19 protein-coding genes are annotated in these 19,243 nt (G+C 31.0%); 6 read left to right on the top strand and 13 right to left on the bottom strand.

What is annotated here, in order from left to right:
- Positions 1-32: 32 nt before the first annotated feature.
- A complete protein-coding gene (locus B3Z56_RS08075; protein WP_346848648.1) occupies positions 33-446 on the bottom strand; it encodes a DUF3785 family protein in 414 nt (137 codons plus the stop codon).
- Positions 447-679: 233 nt separating this feature from the next.
- On the opposite strand from B3Z56_RS08075, the gene B3Z56_RS08070 reads away from it, so the two are divergent.
- The 4 genes from B3Z56_RS08070 to B3Z56_RS08055 all read left to right on the top strand — a co-directional run bounded on the left by B3Z56_RS08070 (position 680) and on the right by B3Z56_RS08055 (position 5,824).
- On the top strand, positions 680-2,071 hold the full coding sequence (locus tag B3Z56_RS08070) for a hypothetical protein (RefSeq protein ID WP_346878560.1): 1,392 nt from the start codon (positions 680-682) through the stop codon (positions 2,069-2,071).
- Positions 2,072-2,265: 194 nt separating this feature from the next.
- Entirely contained in the window at positions 2,266-2,559 is a 294-nt protein-coding gene (locus B3Z56_RS08065; RefSeq protein ID WP_346848646.1) for a metalloregulator ArsR/SmtB family transcription factor, read from the top strand.
- Between the two features lie 158 nt (positions 2,560-2,717).
- Positions 2,718-5,210, top strand: a complete 2,493-nt coding sequence (locus B3Z56_RS08060; protein WP_346878559.1) for a CoA-disulfide reductase — start codon at positions 2,718-2,720, stop codon at positions 5,208-5,210.
- Between the two features lie 446 nt (positions 5,211-5,656).
- A complete protein-coding gene (locus B3Z56_RS08055; protein WP_198028596.1) occupies positions 5,657-5,824 on the top strand; it encodes a hypothetical protein in 168 nt (55 codons plus the stop codon).
- Positions 5,825-6,056: 232 nt separating this feature from the next.
- On the opposite strand, the gene B3Z56_RS08050 is transcribed toward B3Z56_RS08055, so the two are convergent.
- From B3Z56_RS08050 to hflX, 7 genes are all read right to left on the bottom strand, one after another.
- Positions 6,057-6,305, bottom strand: a complete 249-nt coding sequence (locus tag B3Z56_RS08050; RefSeq protein WP_150843415.1) for a BhlA/UviB family holin-like peptide — start codon at positions 6,303-6,305, stop codon at positions 6,057-6,059.
- A gap of 283 nt (positions 6,306-6,588) precedes the next feature.
- Positions 6,589-6,735: a hypothetical protein gene (locus B3Z56_RS08045; protein ID WP_346848644.1), complete on the bottom strand. Its 147-nt coding sequence runs from the start codon at positions 6,733-6,735 to the stop codon at positions 6,589-6,591.
- Positions 6,736-7,107: 372 nt separating this feature from the next.
- Positions 7,108-7,848 carry a YebC/PmpR family DNA-binding transcriptional regulator gene (locus B3Z56_RS08040; protein ID WP_035134436.1) on the bottom strand — a complete coding sequence of 247 codons (741 nt, stop codon included), beginning with the start codon at positions 7,846-7,848 and terminating at the stop codon, positions 7,108-7,110.
- A 95-nt stretch (positions 7,849-7,943) separates the two neighbouring features.
- Positions 7,944-8,597 carry a YigZ family protein gene (locus B3Z56_RS08035; protein ID WP_346878558.1) on the bottom strand — a complete coding sequence of 218 codons (654 nt, stop codon included), beginning with the start codon at positions 8,595-8,597 and terminating at the stop codon, positions 7,944-7,946.
- A 73-nt stretch (positions 8,598-8,670) separates the two neighbouring features.
- Positions 8,671-9,579, bottom strand: a complete 909-nt coding sequence (locus tag B3Z56_RS08030) for an EamA family transporter (protein ID WP_346848637.1) — start codon at positions 9,577-9,579, stop codon at positions 8,671-8,673.
- Positions 9,572-10,276: a HEAT repeat domain-containing protein gene (locus B3Z56_RS08025; protein WP_346878557.1), complete on the bottom strand. Its 705-nt coding sequence runs from the start codon at positions 10,274-10,276 to the stop codon at positions 9,572-9,574. The genes B3Z56_RS08030 and B3Z56_RS08025 overlap by 8 nt, the downstream gene beginning before the upstream one ends.
- A gap of 71 nt (positions 10,277-10,347) precedes the next feature.
- On the bottom strand, positions 10,348-12,135 hold the full coding sequence (hflX, locus tag B3Z56_RS08020) for a GTPase HflX (protein ID WP_346877786.1): 1,788 nt from the start codon (positions 12,133-12,135) through the stop codon (positions 10,348-10,350).
- Between the two features lie 150 nt (positions 12,136-12,285).
- Between hflX and hpt the strand changes: the two genes are divergently transcribed.
- Positions 12,286-12,813 (top strand): hypoxanthine phosphoribosyltransferase, encoded by a 528-nt coding sequence (hpt, locus tag B3Z56_RS08015; RefSeq protein ID WP_346848635.1) that lies wholly within the window; start codon positions 12,286-12,288, stop codon positions 12,811-12,813.
- Positions 12,814-12,952: 139 nt separating this feature from the next.
- Here hpt and B3Z56_RS08010 read toward each other — a convergent pair whose 3' ends face one another.
- Entirely contained in the window at positions 12,953-13,684 is a 732-nt protein-coding gene (locus B3Z56_RS08010) for a class I SAM-dependent methyltransferase (protein ID WP_035134424.1), read from the bottom strand.
- A gap of 144 nt (positions 13,685-13,828) precedes the next feature.
- Positions 13,829-14,461 carry a sporulation protein YunB gene (gene yunB / locus B3Z56_RS08005; protein ID WP_346878556.1) on the bottom strand — a complete coding sequence of 211 codons (633 nt, stop codon included), beginning with the start codon at positions 14,459-14,461 and terminating at the stop codon, positions 13,829-13,831.
- Positions 14,462-14,645: 184 nt separating this feature from the next.
- Between yunB and B3Z56_RS08000 the strand changes: the two genes are divergently transcribed.
- Positions 14,646-17,231 carry a transglycosylase domain-containing protein gene (locus B3Z56_RS08000; protein WP_346878555.1) on the top strand — a complete coding sequence of 862 codons (2,586 nt, stop codon included), beginning with the start codon at positions 14,646-14,648 and terminating at the stop codon, positions 17,229-17,231.
- 72 nt (positions 17,232-17,303) lie between these two features.
- Here B3Z56_RS08000 and spoVAE read toward each other — a convergent pair whose 3' ends face one another.
- Genes spoVAE through spoVAC form a run of 3 tightly spaced genes read right to left on the bottom strand, consistent with a single transcriptional unit; the run spans position 17,304 to position 19,142 of the window.
- A complete protein-coding gene (spoVAE, locus tag B3Z56_RS07995; RefSeq protein WP_346848632.1) occupies positions 17,304-17,663 on the bottom strand; it encodes a stage V sporulation protein AE in 360 nt (119 codons plus the stop codon).
- Between the two features lie 2 nt (positions 17,664-17,665).
- Positions 17,666-18,685, bottom strand: a complete 1,020-nt coding sequence (gene spoVAD / locus B3Z56_RS07990) for a stage V sporulation protein AD (protein WP_150844476.1) — start codon at positions 18,683-18,685, stop codon at positions 17,666-17,668.
- A gap of 4 nt (positions 18,686-18,689) precedes the next feature.
- Complete coding sequence (gene spoVAC, locus B3Z56_RS07985) at positions 18,690-19,142, bottom strand: stage V sporulation protein AC (RefSeq protein WP_346848631.1); 453 nt, start codon at positions 19,140-19,142, stop codon at positions 18,690-18,692.
- Positions 19,143-19,243 lie beyond the last annotated feature (101 nt).

Raw genomic sequence — 19,243 nt, 5'->3', positions numbered from 1 at the left:
CAATTATTTAATTATATATCACAGTTATTTATTTACATATCACACTGTTCAACTTCTATTGCAAAATTCTTACAACTTTCACAGATGATAATAGATACTATATAACTTTCATCAATTTTTTTCATTCTCTCTAATTTGGAATAAGTAGTGGTTTCAAACTCATTACTTATATTACTAATTATATATTTTCCTTCTTTAGTAAAAATATAAAAATGATACTCTAAATATCTATAATGTTTTTTATCTATAACTTCACTATTTCCACATGCTTCACAGTTATCAGCATAATATTCATAGTCAAATTCTACTTTTTCTTTACCTTCTTCTAAAATTTCTAATGCTTTTTCTATGGTAAAATCTTGTACTTCCTCAGCTTCAATATAAGAAAGGTTATCTTCTGATAAAATAAACTCTTCATCCTTATGTTTAAATTTAAAATTATTCATATTATTTCTCCTCAATTCTTCAATTTGTTCCAAAATATCATACTATTATTATATATTATTTAAAACTATTTAAACAGTTTTATTCATAATATAAAACCTCTTATATTTTTAGTCCATAGAACTAACCAATGAAAATCTGAATTTTTAAAATTTCCATCTTGCTTTTTTAACACTAATTTCTCCTGTCAGCATATTCTATTATTAAATTAGGATAAGTTAGTAGGAGGCTACAAATGATTGAATTAACCGCAATACACTATATATATTTAATTTTTATTATATTAATTTTAATAGCAATGATAAAAAAATTAGACTGTTCCCTTATTTGCATTGTTGGAGTAGTATTAATTGCATTAATTAGCACTAAATCTATTCCTGCATCTCTAATTAGTATTTTTAATAGTTTTATCTACTCAATTACGGAATTACTGCCAACAATACTTATAATATCTATAATTGCTGGATTAAGTAAAGCATTATCCTATACTGGCATAAGTAAAGTTATGATAGAACCCTTTAGTAAGTTTATGAAAAATGATTTTATAGCCTTTTGGGGTATAGGTATAATAATGATGATTATTTCTTATTTCTTTTGGCCATCTCCAGCCGTTGCACTAGTTGGAGCTGTATTAGTTCCTGTTGCTATCAAATCTGGTCTCCCTGCCATAGGTGCTGCCATAGCTATGAATCTTTTCGGTCATGGTATTGCATTGTCTACAGACTTTGTAATTCAAGCTGCTCCAAAATTAACTGCGGATGCTGCTGGTATTCCTGTATCTGAAGTAGTTAAAGCTAGTATTCCTCTAATAATTATTATGGGAATTGTCACTACTGTTACAGCCTTTATCATGCTAAAGAAAGATATGAAAAATGGAACCCTTGAAAATCTCACCTACACTGAATATTCAGAAGAGGTTCAGTCTACAGATGAATCTCTTTTAAGCAAAGGATGGAAATCTTTTTTTGCAATATTAATTCCTCTTCTCTTTTCTATTGATGTATTTTTGATGGTTTCTTTAAACTTAAAAGGTGGAGATGCTACAGCACTAATCGGTGGTACAACCTTAATTATACTCATATTGATATCTATAAAATCTTATAAAAAGGCTTCTCTTGATAAAATCACTAGATATCTTGTAGAAGGTTTCCAATTTGGCTTTAAAGTTTTTGGAATAGTAGTTCCAATTGCTGCCTTTTTCTATGTAGGGGGTGATGGATTTACAGCTATTATAGGTAACTATTTACCTACTGGCTCCTTAGGTATAGTAAACGACTTAGGTTTTGCCCTTTCTAAGGCAGTTCCACTAAACAATTTTTTAAGTGCTTTTGGTGTAACTACTGTAGGTGCAATCACTGGACTAGATGGTTCTGGATTTTCCGGTATAGCTCTAACCGGTTCCACTGCAAATTTATTTGGAACAGCCACTGGTGGAAATGTGGCTACTTTAACCGCTCTTGGACAATTAGGTGCTATTTGGGTAGGTGGAGGCACATTAATACCTTGGGCAATTATCCCCGTTTCTGCTATATGCAAGGTATCCCCTTTTGAGCTTGCAAAGCGCAACTTTAAACCAGTAGTTTTAGGTTTAATTGTTACTACCATAGTGGCCCTATTCTTCTTGTAATGTATAATTTAACTAAACTTCATAGAGAGGTTTACTCTCACTGAAGTTTAGTTGAGTTTAATTTTCTATATTACAACACAATATCTAAAATTAAAATAAGTTAATGTTTTAAATATATATTTTTTTATTTTTCATTGACACATTTGTAACTATATCGTATTATATGAATATAGTGATATGGAGGTGTATAAAACATGACTGAGAATGACACATTTTTAACTAACCCAAAACTTTTTGAAGAAAAAGCAAATATTTTAAAGGCATTAGCCCACCCCGTAAGACTATGCATTGTTAAAGGTCTCATTGAAACTGGTGGAAGCAATGTTACCAATATGCAAAATTGCTTAAATATGCCTCAATCAACTATATCGCAGCACATTGGAAAGCTAAAAACTTTTGGCATTATAGACTGGCAGCGTAACGGTCTTGAAATTATATATAGTGTTAGTGATGAGAATATAAAAAAGTTAATAGAAGTATTATTTTAACTATTAAGAAGTCAAAATTCTTTAGACTTCTTTTTTATAAATATTTTACATCGTATTATTATTATATATAAATATTAAGATTTAATTGTTCCTGAGTATTGTAAAGGTTATATTGTTTATACTATTTGTATTGTTTAATATTGAAAGGAGATTTTATTATGAGTAAAAAAGTTATTATCGTTGGTGGAGTTGCTGGTGGGGCTTCTACTGCTGCACGTTTAAAAAGACTAGATGAATCTTTAGAAATAATTATGTTTGAAAAAGGGGAATATATTTCTTTTGCCAATTGCGGACTTCCTTATTATATAGGTGAAACTATAAAGGAAAGGGATAATCTCCTAGTGCAAACAGTAGAAGGCATGAGTTCTAGATTTAACATTGACATAAGAAACTTTAGTGAAGTTATTAAAATTGATAAGGATGCAAAAAAAGTTACTGTAAAAAATCATAGTTCTTCTCAAGTTTATGAAGAAAGTTATGATGTATTAGTTTTATCACCGGGTGCTAGTCCAATAACCCCACCTATTCCCGGCCTTAAAGAAGCAACCAATTTATTTACTCTTAGAAATATACCAGATACAGATAAGATTAAAGCCTTTGTTGATAATAACTCTCCAAAGGAAGCTGTAATTGTTGGTGGTGGCTTTATAGGTCTTGAAATGGCTGAAAACCTTAATGAAAGAGGAGTTTCTGTAACTCTTGTAGAGATGGCAGATCAAGTAATGGCTCCTCTAGATTACGAAATGGCAGCAATAGTTCATGAACATCTACTTCAAAATGGAGTTAATTTAATTCTTAAAGATGGAGTTAAATCCTTTGAAAACCGTGGTAAAAAAGTAGTTTTAAATAGTGGTAAAGAAATTGTAACAGACATGATTGTTTTATCAATAGGAGTTTCTCCTGAAAGTAAGATTGCCATAGATGCTGGTCTAGAAGTTAACAATAGAAAAGCAATTGTTGTAAATAAAGAAATGAAAACTTCTGATGAAAACATCTACGCTCTTGGTGATGCTGTAGAAGTAATTGATTATATAAATGGTAATCCAACTATGATTCCACTTGCATGGCCAGCTAATAGACAAGGGCATGTTGTAGCTGATAATATCTGTGGTAAAAAAGCTGAATATAATGGTACTTTAGGTTCTTCTGTAGCAAAGGTATTTTCACTAACTGTTGCAACTACAGGCAATAATGAAAAAACTTTAAAAAGACTTAACTTAGAGTATAAGGCAATCCATTTACATCCAAATTCCCATGCTGGTTACTATCCTGGTGCCTTCCCTATCTCTCTTAAAGTTTTATTCAATCCAAAGGATGGAAAACTATTAGGAGCACAGGGTGTAGGTTTAGATGGCGTAGAAAAGCGTATCGATGTTATAGCTACTGCTATAAAAGGTAATCTAAAGGTTACAGATTTACCTGAGTTAGAATTATGCTACGCTCCACCATATTCTTCTGCAAAAGACCCTGTTAATATGGCTGGATATATAGGAACTAATATAATGGATAATTTAGTTTCTATAGTTCAATGGGATGAAGTTGATAATTTAATAGCTAACAATGAATTTATCCTAGATGTACGAGAAGAGATGGAGTTTGAAGTTGGTCATATAGAAAATGCTATAAATATTCCTCTAGGTACCCTTAGAAATAATTTAAATAAAATACCAAAGGACAAAACAATCTATGTTTATTGTCAAGTAGGTCTTCGTGGATATATCGGCTGTAGAATACTTTCTCAATATGGATTTAATTGTGTGAACTTAGATGGTGGTTATAAAACTTATGCTACCGTTAAATCTTCTTTAAATAATAAAGATACTCAATCTAACTTAAATAATAATACTGAAGACTGTACTTGTGAAACTAGTACTTCTTCTAATATAGAAGATTCTAGTAAAGTTACTGTAAGTCTTGATGCTTGTGGACTTCAATGTCCAGGTCCTATTAGAAGAGTTTTTGAGGAAATTGGCAAAATGAAGGATGGAGATATCTTAGAAGTTAAAGCTTCTGATCCAGGTTTCCAAAAGGACATCAATAGTTGGTGTAGTAAAACAGGAAATACCCTTGTAAAAGGTGAATTTGATAAAAAAGAAAAAGCCTTTGTAGCATTAATCAAAAAAGGTACCTCTCAAGATCTAACAAGTAGCTCATCGCCTATTAGTTGTGATATTTCTAAAAAGGATGGTGCAACCCTTGTAGTTTTCAGTGGTGACCTTGATAAAGCTATAGCTTCCTTCATCATAGCTACTGGTGCAGCATCCATGGGAAAACCAGTTACCATGTTCTTTACTTTCTGGGGACTTAATATCTTAAAAAGAAAAGATAAGCCTTCTGTTAAAAAGGATACCATGGAAAAAATGTTTGATATGATGCTTCCAAGCAGCACTGGAAAGCTTCCATTATCTAAAATGAATATGGCTGGTATGGGCCCTGCTATGATTAAAAACATTATGGCTAAAAATAATGTAGATGACCTTGATACTTTAATTGCTAATGCTCTTAAAATGGGAGTTAAAATCATTGCTTGTGCTATGTCTATGGATTTAATGGGTATTAAACATGAAGAATTAATTCCTGAAGTTGAGGTTGGTGGAGTTGCAACGTATTTAGCTTCCACAGAAGATGCTGGACTTAACTTATTTATCTAATGTATAACTCATATATTTGTCTACCTCTAGATGAATAGTTCCTTAATTAAAACTTTATGTTTCTATTTAAGTAAATGACTATCTCTTTATTGAGATAGTCATTTACTTATTCAAAATAACCTATACCTTACGTAAATATATTAAGCTATTCTTTTTCCTTAGGAGATTTAATTCCTGCCTTTGAAGATATATGATCTTTTACATTTCCAGTCTTAGGGTTACTTGGAGTATGTTCATGCTTTTTATGATTTTTAGCCATTTTTAATACCTCCCATATAATTTTATTGTCAATATTATTATGTGTCCAAACATTCAATCTATACCTTTAATAAAATGGTAATGTCTCTTTCTAAGGAAGCTAATCCTTTACTTTCCTTAATAATTTCTTACTTTAAGGACAAAATAATTGTGTAGTTATCCTTTATATCATTTAAGGAGGTGTTTTTATGGTTGATAATAATAAAAGTCGTCTTAAGGATCAAAAAAGAAGTCAAGCTGAACTAAGAAAAATGTATCCTAAGGATGGTGCAGATGTAGGAATAATAGATGGAGTTAAAATAGGCTCCTACGCTAATAGCAAAGATCATTCTGAGAAGGATGAAATAACTTATTAATAAAGATTAGCAGAGAAGTCTTTATAGAAATTGCTAATTTACTAGATGTATTATTAAAAAATTTCCCTATATAACTATTTATATAGGGAAATCTTTAAATATATAAATATATGCCTATTTCGCTAGTTAACTAGTTAACTATTTGTTCTGTCCATGCGGGTTTCAGAGATTTTAATATGGGAGTGTTATGATTTTATATAAGAATTAATGCTTTGATTATATTTTTGACTTATTAACTTTTTCTCATATAATTTTTTAGATCACCTACATCCTTTTTTAGATCTTCTACATCTTTTTTCACTTCATCTACTATCCTTAATTTATCGGTAAGGTGTGATATCACATCTTGATAATTTTTTTCTCTTTCTTCTTGCTTCACATCTCTTTTTTCTTGAGCTTTTAGTATATAGAATAATAAAAATATACTTAGTACAGCCCAAATACCTTGGGATAAAGCTACCTTTAGAATTTCATTCTCCATCATTTATTTCACACTCCTTACTTGATATATTTATTTATTAGTAAGACTGTAATGACTTTTTGCTAAGAGAACACATTTTGGGTTTATTATTTATATGCCTAAAGCCTATAAATTAATATAAAAGTATTCTATTTTTATAACTACAAATTATCTGATAATTCTGAAAATTAATTATCCATTTCAACTTCATTAAATATGAGTTTTATTTAGACTATAATAATCTAATATAAGGATTTCTTGATGTAATTTACTAATGTTCCCTCAGATAAGTTAAAGATATTCCCTAATTAAATAAATTATTTTTAGCACAGTCATATCTTAGCTTCCTTGGTAAACTATTAGTAATAGAATCAAATTTAATTAACAATGATTCCATACTATTCTTATCATAAGGTTTTGCTTCTTTCACTAGAGTCACTATTAATCCCATTCTATACATCCTCCTTAAGATTACTTAATAAAATAAGAAGTTATTTTATGTAAAAGACAACTAGTTCAATTATCATTTATGATATTTTGTTATAGTTTATGCTACAATCAATAATAATACAACTAATAAAGCCTAAGATGGATGAAACGCAACATGAAATTCAACAAGAGTATCATTAAGGGTATATTGTTATTAATAATGCAACATTAAAGTTAAATTATATGGTTGCAAGTTACTTACTATCCTATTTATAGAAAGCAACTTGCAATTTTAAACACATATCATTCATAATCATTGTATGTCATAATCATATTATTTATTAGTAATTAATGAATAAATTTCAAAGTTAGTAATACCAACGGTTACTCACTACTACCCTTCCCATCCTTCTGGGAATTCAGCATTATGATATACATTTTGTACATCATCATCATCTTCTAAAACATCTAACATCTTTTGGAATTTAGTCGCAACTTCTTCATTAATTTCAGTGTATGTGTCTGGAATCATTTTAACATCTGCTTCTAAGAATTCTATTCCGTTAGATTCTAAGGCTTCTCTCACAGTACCAAAGTCTTCTGGAGTTGTAGTTACTACAAATACTTCATCTTCAGCTACAAAGTCCTCAGCACCTGCATCTAAAGCCATCATCATTAACTCATCTTCATCTACTGAATCAGTTTTTTCTATGATGATTTCACCTTTACTTTGGAACATGAAGCCTACACATCCAACGGTTCCCATATTTCCACCTTGTTTAGAGAAGGCGTATCTTACATTTCCTGCTGTTCTATTTTTATTCTCAGTAAGACACTCAACTATAACTGCTATTCCTTCTGGTCCGTATCCTTCATAGATTATAGTTTCATAGTTTACTGCACTTAACTCTCCTGCGGCTTTTTTAATTGCTCTAGTAATTGTATCATTAGGCATATTAGCTGCTTTTGCTTTTGCTATAACGTCTCTAAGCTTAGCATTTGTCTCTGGATTAGAGCCACCGTTTTTAGCTGCAACAACTATTTCCTTACCTATTTTAGTAAATATTTTACCTCTCTTAGCATCTGCTTTACCCTTTTTAGCTTGGATATTATGCCACTTTGAATGTCCTGACATATTAACTTCCTCCTGTACTATATATATAATTATTAACTTTAAAATCAATGTACCTATTATAACATAATATGTCTAATAATTTCAAATTTCAAGAGCTATCCTTCAATAGCTCTATAATATCTGTATCCTTCTTTAAATAAATACTCTTCATCCTCTTCACATATAGTTACTTTTCCACTAGTAGCCTCTACAAAATCTGCAATTATTGTTTCCTTATTTTCTACCTCTGTGAACAGTGATAACTCCACTTTATCTGTATATATGGTATCTTCAATATGCCAATTATTTGTACCACATAGGTATTGTATTTTACCTATTAAATCATATTCTAAAGTAAATCTTAATTTTAAGCCCTTTACTTTTTCTACAACACCTACTTCTTCAATGGCTGAAGAGGCTCCTTTAGAGTAAGCTCTTATTAGCCCACCTCCCCCTAAAAGAATACCACCAAAGTAACGAGTAACTACCACCGCTACATCGGTTAAATCATTTTTCTTTATGACTTCTAAAACTGGAATGCCTGCTGTTCCTTGGGGTTCACCGTCATCACTGTATCTTTGTATGCCTTTATTTTCTCCCACCATATAAGCATAAACATTGTGGGTTGCTTCTTTATGCATACTCTTTATTTCATTTACAAAGTTCTTTGCTTCTTCTTCAGTATTTACTCTCTTTATGTATCCTATAAATGTAGATTTCTTTTCTTGAAATTCTGAAGTAGCACTCCCTTTCACTGTAAAATAACTCATATTTAAGCCCCCTCTATAATATTTAAAATAGATTTCTGTACTCTAAACCATAATGAAGATTTCTCGAAGACTGTTAGCTCATAAGTATTATGGCTATTATGGTAAGTACTATAGCAGTAATCTCCTTCTTCCCTAACTTTTCTTTAAAGAATATAACTCCACAAAAGTTTGTGATTAAAATAGTTCCTGCACTTACCATAGGAAAGGCTATAACTGCTCTTACTTCTTCTAAGCCCTTTATTAAAAAGCTTGGCATTAATACATTAGGAATACCTACCATGACACCAAAACACATATCTATTAACTTTACTTTTCTATTTTTAATAATTAACATAATTAAGCTTATAGTAAATCCCGTTAGGAAAGTATAAAATAAATATAAATTTTTATATTGTACCATACCAAAGTTTTGAAATAGCTTTGTTACAAAATCTCCTCCACCAGCTAGTATAAAAAGAAGTATTAAATCTACTTTCATAGTATCTTTAACCTTTTGTTCTTCTTTGTTATTTAGATTTATAACTATTATAGCTATGATAGACAAGATTATTCCTAATATAGGTAATAATTCTATGGTCTCTCCTAATAGTATAACAGATAAAATTGTAGGTATTAATACTCCTAGCTTCATAAAAGTTGCAGATACAGATACTCCATTCTTTCCTACAGATTTTTGATATAGAATAAAACTTAAAAAATATAAAATACCTGTTATTATACCTAGAATTATTGCTAAAGCTCCTGTTCCTTCTTTAGAGAAAAGTTGTCCACTTATAAGTACCTGATTAAATTCCTGCATAAACATAGAAAACCAATTTATGTGGAAAATATTTAAACTTCCCATCATTATTATACTTGCCATCATTCCTGATAGATAATTTATGCTAGTTACCATATATCTATTACTTTCTCTACCTTCACTAAACTTAAATACAATAGCTATTAAAGAACTGCATAATATAGATAATAAAATATTAATCATTATTTTTATCTCCGTCACTTATATCTTGAAAATTTAATTCTTCATTATCTCTTTGCTTAATATAACCCTCACAAGCCTTTTTAATATACTCTTTATCAGTACTATTAAATAAAGCTCTTATTTTATCATCGGCTTCTCCACTGCTTATCTTCTGTAAGGACTTAACTGCATAACTTATTACTTGAGGATTTTTATCCTCCAAAGCTCTAATAAGGGCTCTCTCAGCTCTTGAATTACCTATTTTTCCAAGAGCTGAAATTGCCATTCTTCTAATATTTACATGATTATTAACCGTTGCCTTTATAAGTATGTCTACAGTGACATTACTTCTAAGTTCACCCATGATCCATATGGCGGCTTCTTTGTCCTTAAGTCCTAGCTCCATATAGTTTTTAACTAAAAAATGAATTAACTTTTCTTTATTAACTCTATCTAAACTATTCAAAACCAAAATTCTTTCTTCCTTAGCTGCTAAGATTAGGGATTTAAATAGATCTGATGACGATTCACTTTTAACTAAAAACCTGTATTTTATTTTGCAATTTATGAGATGTTTTTGAACTGTGGCTCTATCTAAATTTCTAATTTTACATATGGCTTCTATAGATTTTCCTTCTAAGCTTAGAAAATAGCTGATTTCTTCATCACTATAATTTTCAATGAAATTCCAATCATATTTAACTAATCCTGTACTCAAATTTTCTCCCTACTCTCCCCTTCAAATAATGCTCTAACTTCGCTCCTAACAATATAATGATACTTTAGTTACTACTCTATAATATATTTTGAACTTTTGTTATAGACCTCATCATCACCTTGAACTACAAGAATAGTACCTTCTTCACCGTACTCTTCACTTTCTACCAAAGCATTTCTATGTAGATATGCAACTGATGATGAATCGCTATATGGTATTAATACCTTAAAGGTTTTTAATTTATAAGGAAGTATTTCTGTACATTTATTTAGCAACTCTTCAAAATTGATTTTATGTTTAGCTGAAACTTCTAAAATAGAATAGTTATTAAATGTTTCCTTTAAAGAATTTAAAATATCATCATTAGAATTATCAATTTTGTTGAGCACCAATAAAGTTGGCTTATCTCCTGCACCTAACTCCTTAAGTACTTCCTCTACCACTGTTATTTGCTTTTCTGCTGCATTACTAGATGCATCTACTACGTGAAGTAATAAGTCTGAATAAACTACCTCTTCTAAAGTTGATTTAAAAGCTTCTACTAAATCGTGAGGTAATTTTCTTATAAAGCCTACAGTGTCTGTTACTGTGGCAACTCTATTGTCTGGAAGAGCCATAGCCCTGGTTGTAATATCTAAGGTTGCAAATAACATATCAGCCTCAAAAACTTTTTCTTTTACCGTAGCTGACTTAACTGGTGAGTATTCACAAAGAGCATTTCTAAGGGTAGATTTTCCTGCATTAGTATATCCCACTAATGATATCTTAGAAATATTATCCTTACTTCTTCTTTCTCTTTGGGTTGCTCTTATACTTTTTATCTTTTCTAATTCTTTATTTAAATCATAGATAGTATCTCTGATCTTTCTTTTGTCTGTCTCTAGCTTTTTCTCTCCTGGTCCCTTTGTTCCTATACCCCCTCCTGTTCTTGAAAGCATAGTTCCTAATCCACTAAGCCTGCTTAATCTGTATTTTAACTGGGATAACTCTACCTGAATTTTAGATTCCTTACTTCTGGCTCTCCTTGCAAATATCTCTAAAATAAGAGTAGTTCTATCAATTACCTTTGTTCCTATAGCTTGCTCTAGATTTCTTACTTGAGATCCTGATAATTCCTCATCAAATATTACTACATTGGCTCTTAGTGACTGTCTTAAATATGCTATTTCTTCAACCTTACCACTACCTATAAAATAAGCTGAATCAATTTTATTACGTTTTTGAAGTATTTCAAAAACTGGCTCTACATCACAGGCTTTAGTAAGTTCCTTTAACTCAGCTAGGCTTTCCTCATCTTCTATAGATACTAATATCGCTCTTTCTGAATTATCTTCCACTATGTTATCTACTTTAAAAACATCTTCAATATATCTAACCTTATCTAAAAACTTGTAGCTTAAAACTTTATTGATAGTTAAATTTTCAACTTCTTCTTCTATGAGCATGTTATCCTTCACATCACAGAAACCCATATTATAAATTAGAGGTTTATCCTCTGATACACCAATGGCAACTATACAATCTAGTTTTAATTTTAGAAGTGCAGATAAATCTAATGCGGATAGTTTAGGATTTCCATTGGGATGGGTATGGATTACTCTCACTTGAGATAATCTCCCCTCTCTAGTGTCAATCATAGGAACTTCAACTGTTGAGCTGTCTCCGATGGCAACACTAACAACACTTCCTTTTCTATCTATAGCAACGCTAACCTCTCTTTCAATTTCAAGGGTAACCTCTCTTAGAAGTTCTGCTAACTCTTCAGTTAATATGTCTGATTTTTGAAATCTCATATCATATATAGTATCTAACTTTTTCAAGATGAAGTTTTTAACTCCATCAGTATTTCCATTTATCATATAATCATCTCCAAACCTTATTTTTCTTTATTAATAATTTTTCTACATTAAACAAACACTGCATTCTTATACATTTTATACTATTGACAATTTCACCTTAATTTTATACTATGAAAACATTAATGTAAATATAAATTGAGGTGTGATTACATGGAAGATAAACAAAGAAATGTTCTCTTTTCTAGAGAAGAAATCAATGAGGCTGTAGTTAAAATTGGAGCAAAAATTTCTAAAGACTATGATGGAAAAACTGTTTACGTATTATCTCTACTTAGAGGAAGCTTCATATTTGCTGCTGACTTAGTTAGAGAAATTACTGTACCTACAACTATAGGTTTTATGACTACATCAAGCTATGGTCATGGCGAAGAAACTAGTGGTACTTGTAAAATAGTTCAAGATGTACCTGATAATATTGAAGGTATGGATGTACTTGTAGTAGATGACATTGTAGATAGTGGTATTACTATGAACTTTGTGGTTGAACACGTTAAAAAGTTGGGTGCTAAAAGTGTAAAATGCTGTACTCTTTTAGACAAACCAGAAAGAAGAACTGTAGAAATATCTCCAGACTATTGTTGTTTTGAGATTCCTGATTTATTTGTAGTTGGATATGGCTTAAATTATGGTGACTTATATAGAAATATTCCTTACATATTTAACTGGGAATCTAAATAATAACCTTACAAATGTTTTAAATACTTAATATATTAATAGAAGAAAAAACATGAAAACATACTAAAAGCTAATATTAACTTATTAACTTCTAGTATGTTTTTTTATTTATTAAATTATATATTTACATTACTATAATTTTCTACTTAATAGCCTCTACTATTAAAGGAAGAGCATTTCCTGTATAGGTACTTCTATTAAAATCATCGTAGCTCCAGGATTTTTCAAATCCAATTTCCTTTAACATTTCAAATAACTCTTCATTTTCTAACATAAATAGATCTACTGTGTTTTCTAAAATCTCATTATTTTCTTTATCAGTTATTCTTCCCGTAAACTTTACAATATCACTATCTGGTTTAATACTATAAAACCTTTCAAATTTAACTTTAGGACCATCAATAAGAGGCAATTCTTTAATATGCTCTCTCTTCACCTTATCAAAATTAATAGTTTGAATACATAATGGTGAATCCTTTTTTAATACTTCATAGCATCCTTTTAAAAATTCTTTTATTTGACTTTTTCCGCCTAGGTGAGGAAGTACATTCCCTATACATACAATACCATTAAACTCTTCTCCAAAGGACTTAGCTATAGTTTTCATATCCATAACTTCAAACTTCAAAGTATCACTTTCCTTATACCTATCCTTAGCTATTCTTATCATTTCTTGGTCTAAGTCTATGCCTAAAGCCCTATATCCTTGTGAAGAAATATATTCTGTAGTTTCTCCAGTACTACATCCAATATCTAAAACAAATCCACCCTTTTCTATATTCTTTAAAGCAAACTTCTTTTTACCTAATGGTGCTGGAAAAATATCATCATAATATTTAGCTAAGGCATTATAAAATTTTATACATTGATCCATATTACTCATCTCCTGTTCTTTAATTATTTATTCTATAGGAAATTCCTACTATTTAAATTAATTATATATTTTCATATATCTATATTTATTTACATAAATAGTATGATATATAAAGAATTTATTCAGTGATTAGCATCACACTTTCTAATTACCGTTAAGATCCATTTGTATTGCAGTACTTGGTACCCTTCCAACTATAATGGTTTCAACTATAGGTATTTCATTAACTATTTCTAACTCACTAGAAGATACTGCCATAATCATCTTTACTCTAGTGGTTGTTTCTATATAAATTTTATGCCTAGTTTGATTTATTCCTGCATCTTCAAATTCGGATATATATCTAGTAGTAATATGCCCTATTGGCCTCATTCTTATTTTTACATCTGGACCAAATCTACCTAAAATATTATTTTTAGTCACATATCCCATGGGTATCTTTATGTCTACTTTAGATTTTTCCTCTAATTCATCTTGTGCTTTTAATACAGTCAATGTAGCAATTTCACTTAGTTTTAAAGTATCTGCTGACATCATTATGATGTTTCCATCATTATCCTTATCAAATTTTATTATATCATTATAATTAAAATTCTTAGAGTATTCCTGGAAAATTGTTTTATTTATTATATTAGTGACCTCTGCTCTCATCTGTGCATCTGCCACTAATTTTACCGTTGGCATTATAATTTTATCTAAAGTATATATAAAAGTTATTAAAAAAGTCATAATTAAAAAAGTTATTATGGTAAATTTTAACTTCAAAGATGATTTCATAGTATTACTCCTTTATAAATGTGGTATAATGTTAATAAATGTATAATATGTTACATAAAATTATTCAATATCTAATATATGTATATGTATAAGAACTTCATTGAAGAATACTATATTGTATTTATACTAGCATATAAGTTATAATATAGTATCGAAGATATGTTCATCATAAAAGGAGGAGAATATGGGAGAAAATAAAAAAATTAAACCTAAGCAAAAAAAGCCCAAGAAGAAAAGTCGTAAAGTCTTTAAAGTAATATATATAGTTTTACTACTTTTAATAATAACTTGTGCAGCTGCTGGTTTTGGTATTATATCTGGCATGATTAAAACAGCTCCAGAGCTTGATCTTGATATATTTTTATCTAATGGAGAAACTACACTTCTATATGACAATAAAGGAAAAGAAATGGATGAGTATAAGACTCCTGAAAAGAGAATCTCTGTAGATATATCTACAGTACCTAAATATCTACAGGACGCCTTTGTAAGTATTGAAGATCAACGATTTTTAGAACATAAAGGTGTTGACATAAGAAGACTTGGAGGAGCTGTAATCCAAGATGCTAAAATAATTCTTGGTTTATCTAATGATGAAATCCAAGGTGCATCAACTATTACTCAACAGTTGGTTAAGTATAAGTTTTTCCTTGAAGATTCTATAAATAATAGAGCTAATATAGAAAGAAAAGTTCAGGAGATTTATTTGGCACGTAAGTTAGAAAAGCTTCTATCTAAGGAACAAATTCTTAACGAATACATGAATACTATCTTTTTAGGCGGTAACGCTCACGGAATTGAAGCTGCTTCAACCATGTATTTTGGAAAATCTGTAGCAGATGGTTTAACCCTTAAGCAATGTGCATTTTTAGCAAGTGCTGCTCAGAATCCAACTATATCTTATATGAATGCCTATGAAGCCTTTGAAAAGAAAGAAGCCTTTGACTCACCAAGAACTAAATTGGTTCTTGCTAAAATGCTAGAGCTGGGAAAAATAACTCAAGAGGAATATGATACTGCTTTAGCAGAACCTCTTATGCTAAATTTCTCAACTTTAGAGGGTGACAAAATGGTTTATGAATGGTTTTCAAGACCTGTAATAAAACAAGTGGCAAAGGATTTAATGAAAACCTATGGATATACTGAAGCTGAAGCCTATGAAAAAATCACCTTTGGTGGTTTAAGAATATATACAACCATGGATAGAAAACTTCAGGATTCAGTACAAAAAATTATGAACAATTATCTTAAAGATACTCAAGGCTCTAAGGCAGATGGAGTTCAAGCCTCTGCTATAATAACAGATTATCTTAAGGGTGAAGTTAAAGTTATAATTGGTGGTATTGGTGATCAACCAGCTATGTCTTATAATAGAGCTATCTCTGTTGGAAAGGATGGTCAAACCTTCCTACGTTCACCAGGTTCTAGTATAAAGCCACTTACTGTATATGCTCCAGCTATTGAAGGTAAAACTTTAACTGCAGGGTCGGTATTTGTAGATGGTCCATTACCAACTTCTATTGGTTCTAAATATCCAGATAAAGGCAGTTCCTACGTTCCACAGAACTGGAATTATGTATTTGACGGATATATTACTATCCGTGATGCTCTTGCTCTTTCTAAAAATACCGTGGCAGTATCTGTAGTTGATAGAATAGGTTTAGATACGTCAGCATCCTATGGAGAAAAATTTGGATTAAGTATAACTGATAGAGATAGAACTAGTATTTCTGCTTTATCTCTAGGTGAAATAGATGGAACTACACCTTATGAAATGGCTCAAGCCTTTGGTACCTTTGGAAATCAAGGAAATATGACTACTTCAAGAATATATACTAAGGTTACTGATAAGAATGGTAAAGTTCTACTCGAGCCAAAACTTGAATCTAAACAAGTAATTTCTCCACAAACAGCTTATATTGTTTATGATATGCTTGAAGGTTCTGTGAACAACACAGGTCCACAAGCAAGATTTGGGAATATGGAAGTTAGGGGTAAAACTGGTACCTCTGAATCTACCAAAAACCTTTATTTCAGTGGATTAACACCTTACTACTCAGGCGCTGTATGGATGGGCTATGATAATAGTAAGGAATTACCTTTTACTAGTAGTAGCGTTCCAGCTGGTCTATGGGGTAAGATTATGGCAGCAGCTCATGAGGGGCTTGAATATAAATCTCTTCAGGCTCCTGGTGGATTAACTAGTGCTTATATTTCTAAAGATTCTGGAACCCTTCCAACGGCGCTTACTAAGAGGGATCCTAGGGGAAATAGAATTTACTCTGAAATCTTTATAAGTGGTACTCAACCAACTACTCTGGATAATATCCATGTGGAACTTGACGTTGTAAAGGCTGCTGATGGTAAATACTACTTACCTTCTGATAAAACACCTAAAGATAAAATACAAAAGGTAGTATTTATAACTCGTGATACTAGATTATATTCTGGTAACATGCTTGATAATAAATACCTAGCTCCAGTGGCTAAAGATCCTACAGAATATAAGGTTGAAGAAAAAGATAAAGATAAAGATAAAGAAAAGGATAAAGATAAAAATAAAGATAAAATACCTAATCCTAATAAACCTGGTGAAAATACAAATCCTGGTGATACAACTACACCTCCTGTAGGCCCATCTGATCCTGGTGGTGATACTGGAGATGAAGGTAACACTGGAAATAGTGAAAGTAAGCCTGAAGCTTTCAATCATCTGTTAAATATCTATACTATGATCCCTAAAATATTTAGTAATAGTATAAGAGGCTAAATAATTCTATTATAAAACTATAAAATTAAAGTCTTCTCAAATACACAAATTTGAGAAGACTTTTTATATGCTTTACTTCGTTTTAGAGTCAAATAGTACTGACATTAGGTATCCGAATACTACAGCAGCCGCTATACCTGCAGAAGTAGCACTTACACCTCCTGTAACAATTCCTAATAAACCATTTTTATCAACTTCCTCCATAACACCTTTAGCTAAGGAATATCCAAATCCAGGTAGAGGAATCCTAGCTCCCGATAAACCAATCTCAGCTATCTTTTCATATATGCCAAATCCTTGAAGAACTACCCCTGATACTACAAAGATAACTAATATTCTAGATGGAGTTAATTTTGTGGTATCCATTAAAACTTGACCTATTACACAAATGATTCCACCAACTACAAAAACCCTTAGAAAATCTCCCCACATATTTATTCACCCCCAAACTCTAGAGCAATGGCATGGGCTATACCTGGTATAGTTTCACCTTGATAGTTAGATATGGTGCTTAGAAGAGCTCCTGTAGCAATTAGTAACACCTTTTTATACTTTTTCTGTATCATTCCTTTATAAATCATACTACTCATAACTGTAGCAGAACATCCTGCTCCACTACCTCCACAGTTGGTACTCTGTGATTTACAATCAAATATTTCATCACCACAATCAATATAATTTGATCCTATATTATAGCCATATTCCTTTAATAACTCAGTAGTTATTTGCTTACCAACAGAACCTAAATCTCCACTGACAATGATGTCGTAATCACTAGGCTTTCTACCTGTGTCTTGAAAATGTTGTTTTATAGTATCAACTGCTGCTGGAGCCATGGCTGCTCCCATTTCATTAGGGTCAGTTATTCCATAATCCTTTACCTTACCAAGGGTAATATGAGTTACACGAGGTACATTGTTTCCCTTTTTAGCTAATACCACCGCTGCTGCACCTGTAACCGTCCATTGAGATGATGGAGCTCGTTGACTTCCCATTTCTAGAGGTACTCTAAACTGACGCTCTGATGATGAGAAATGAGATGAAGATACTGCCATCATATGATTACCTATATCTGCTTCTAAACATATTGATGCTAGTGAAAGTGCTTCTATAAATGTTGAACATGCCCCATATAAACCCAAAAATGGAATATCTACTTCTCTTGCCATAAAACAAGATGGCATTAATTGATTTATTAAATCCCCGGCAAAAACATAAGAGATATCTTGTTCTTTAAGGTGTGCTTTTTTAAGTACTTCTTGAACTACATGTAGTTGCATTTTACTTTCTGCCGATTCAAAGGTCTTACAACCACATAAATCATCCTCTAGAATCTCGTCAAAATTATCCTTTAATGGACCTTCCCCTTCTTTGGGACCAACAACGGTATATGTAGCTATAAGTCTTGGTTTTGTCAATAATTCTACTGTTTGTAATCCTACTTTTCTTCCCATATTATTACCACCTAAAAATATAATATAATATTCCAAGTATAACAGAGGCACTAATGCTATAAACAAGCACTGGTCCTGCTATAGTAAACATCTTTGATGCAACTCCAAACACATATCCTTCTTTTTTAAATTCTATGGCTGGTGATACAATAGAGTTTGCAAAGCCTGTTATTGGGACTACCGATCCAGCTCCTGCATAATCTCCAATTCTGTCATATATACCTATCCCTGTTAAAAGGGCTCCTAGAAATATCATAATAACTGTTTCCCATGCAGTAGCTTGTAATTTATCTTGACCTAAATAAATCAATGTTTTAAAAATAATCTCTCCAACTACACATATTAATCCACCAGTCCAAAAGGCTCTGAAAGAATTCTTAAATATAGTAGGTTTAGGTTTGGAACTTTCATATACATTTTGAAACTTAGCTTTTATTTTAGTTTCTTTTACTTTCATTATTATCCTCCTAACATCAAAATTGTAAAAGTATTAATGATAGTATCTGCATTTTACTAAAATTTAAACAAAAAAAGATGCTTACGCATCTTTTTCAAATT

The organism is Clostridium sp. UBA7791, assembly GCF_002480755.1.
Taxonomy (GTDB): Bacteria; Bacillota; Clostridia; order Clostridiales; family Clostridiaceae; genus Clostridium_J; species Clostridium_J sulfidigenes.
The sequence above is the reverse complement of the archived record's forward strand: the minus strand, read 5'-3'. Positions and strand labels throughout refer to the sequence as shown.

Coding starts and splice junctions, on each gene's coding strand:
- B3Z56_RS08050 (WP_150843415.1), bottom strand. CDS start 6,305: ATGGAGAATGAAATTCTAAAGGTAGCTTTATCCCAAGGTATTTGGGCT.
- B3Z56_RS08075 (WP_346848648.1), bottom strand. CDS start 446: ATGAATAATTTTAAATTTAAACATAAGGATGAAGAGTTTATTTTATCA.
- B3Z56_RS08040 (WP_035134436.1), bottom strand. CDS start 7,848: ATGTCAGGACATTCAAAGTGGCATAATATCCAAGCTAAAAAGGGTAAA.
- B3Z56_RS08035 (WP_346878558.1), bottom strand. CDS start 8,597: ATGAGTTATTTTACAGTGAAAGGGAGTGCTACTTCAGAATTTCAAGAA.
- B3Z56_RS08000 (WP_346878555.1), top strand. CDS start 14,646: ATGGGAGAAAATAAAAAAATTAAACCTAAGCAAAAAAAGCCCAAGAAG.
- B3Z56_RS08070 (WP_346878560.1), top strand. CDS start 680: ATGATTGAATTAACCGCAATACACTATATATATTTAATTTTTATTATA.
- spoVAE (WP_346848632.1), bottom strand. CDS start 17,663: ATGTGGGGAGATTTTCTAAGGGTTTTTGTAGTTGGTGGAATCATTTGT.
- B3Z56_RS08010 (WP_035134424.1), bottom strand. CDS start 13,684: ATGGATCAATGTATAAAATTTTATAATGCCTTAGCTAAATATTATGAT.
- yunB (WP_346878556.1), bottom strand. CDS start 14,461: ATGAAATCATCTTTGAAGTTAAAATTTACCATAATAACTTTTTTAATT.
- hflX (WP_346877786.1), bottom strand. CDS start 12,135: ATGATAAATGGAAATACTGATGGAGTTAAAAACTTCATCTTGAAAAAG.
- B3Z56_RS08065 (WP_346848646.1), top strand. CDS start 2,266: ATGACTGAGAATGACACATTTTTAACTAACCCAAAACTTTTTGAAGAA.
- B3Z56_RS08045 (WP_346848644.1), bottom strand. CDS start 6,735: ATGGGATTAATAGTGACTCTAGTGAAAGAAGCAAAACCTTATGATAAG.
- B3Z56_RS08060 (WP_346878559.1), top strand. CDS start 2,718: ATGAGTAAAAAAGTTATTATCGTTGGTGGAGTTGCTGGTGGGGCTTCT.
- spoVAD (WP_150844476.1), bottom strand. CDS start 18,685: ATGGGAAGAAAAGTAGGATTACAAACAGTAGAATTATTGACAAAACCA.
- B3Z56_RS08030 (WP_346848637.1), bottom strand. CDS start 9,579: ATGATTAATATTTTATTATCTATATTATGCAGTTCTTTAATAGCTATT.
- hpt (WP_346848635.1), top strand. CDS start 12,286: ATGGAAGATAAACAAAGAAATGTTCTCTTTTCTAGAGAAGAAATCAAT.
- B3Z56_RS08055 (WP_198028596.1), top strand. CDS start 5,657: ATGGTTGATAATAATAAAAGTCGTCTTAAGGATCAAAAAAGAAGTCAA.
- spoVAC (WP_346848631.1), bottom strand. CDS start 19,142: ATGAAAGTAAAAGAAACTAAAATAAAAGCTAAGTTTCAAAATGTATAT.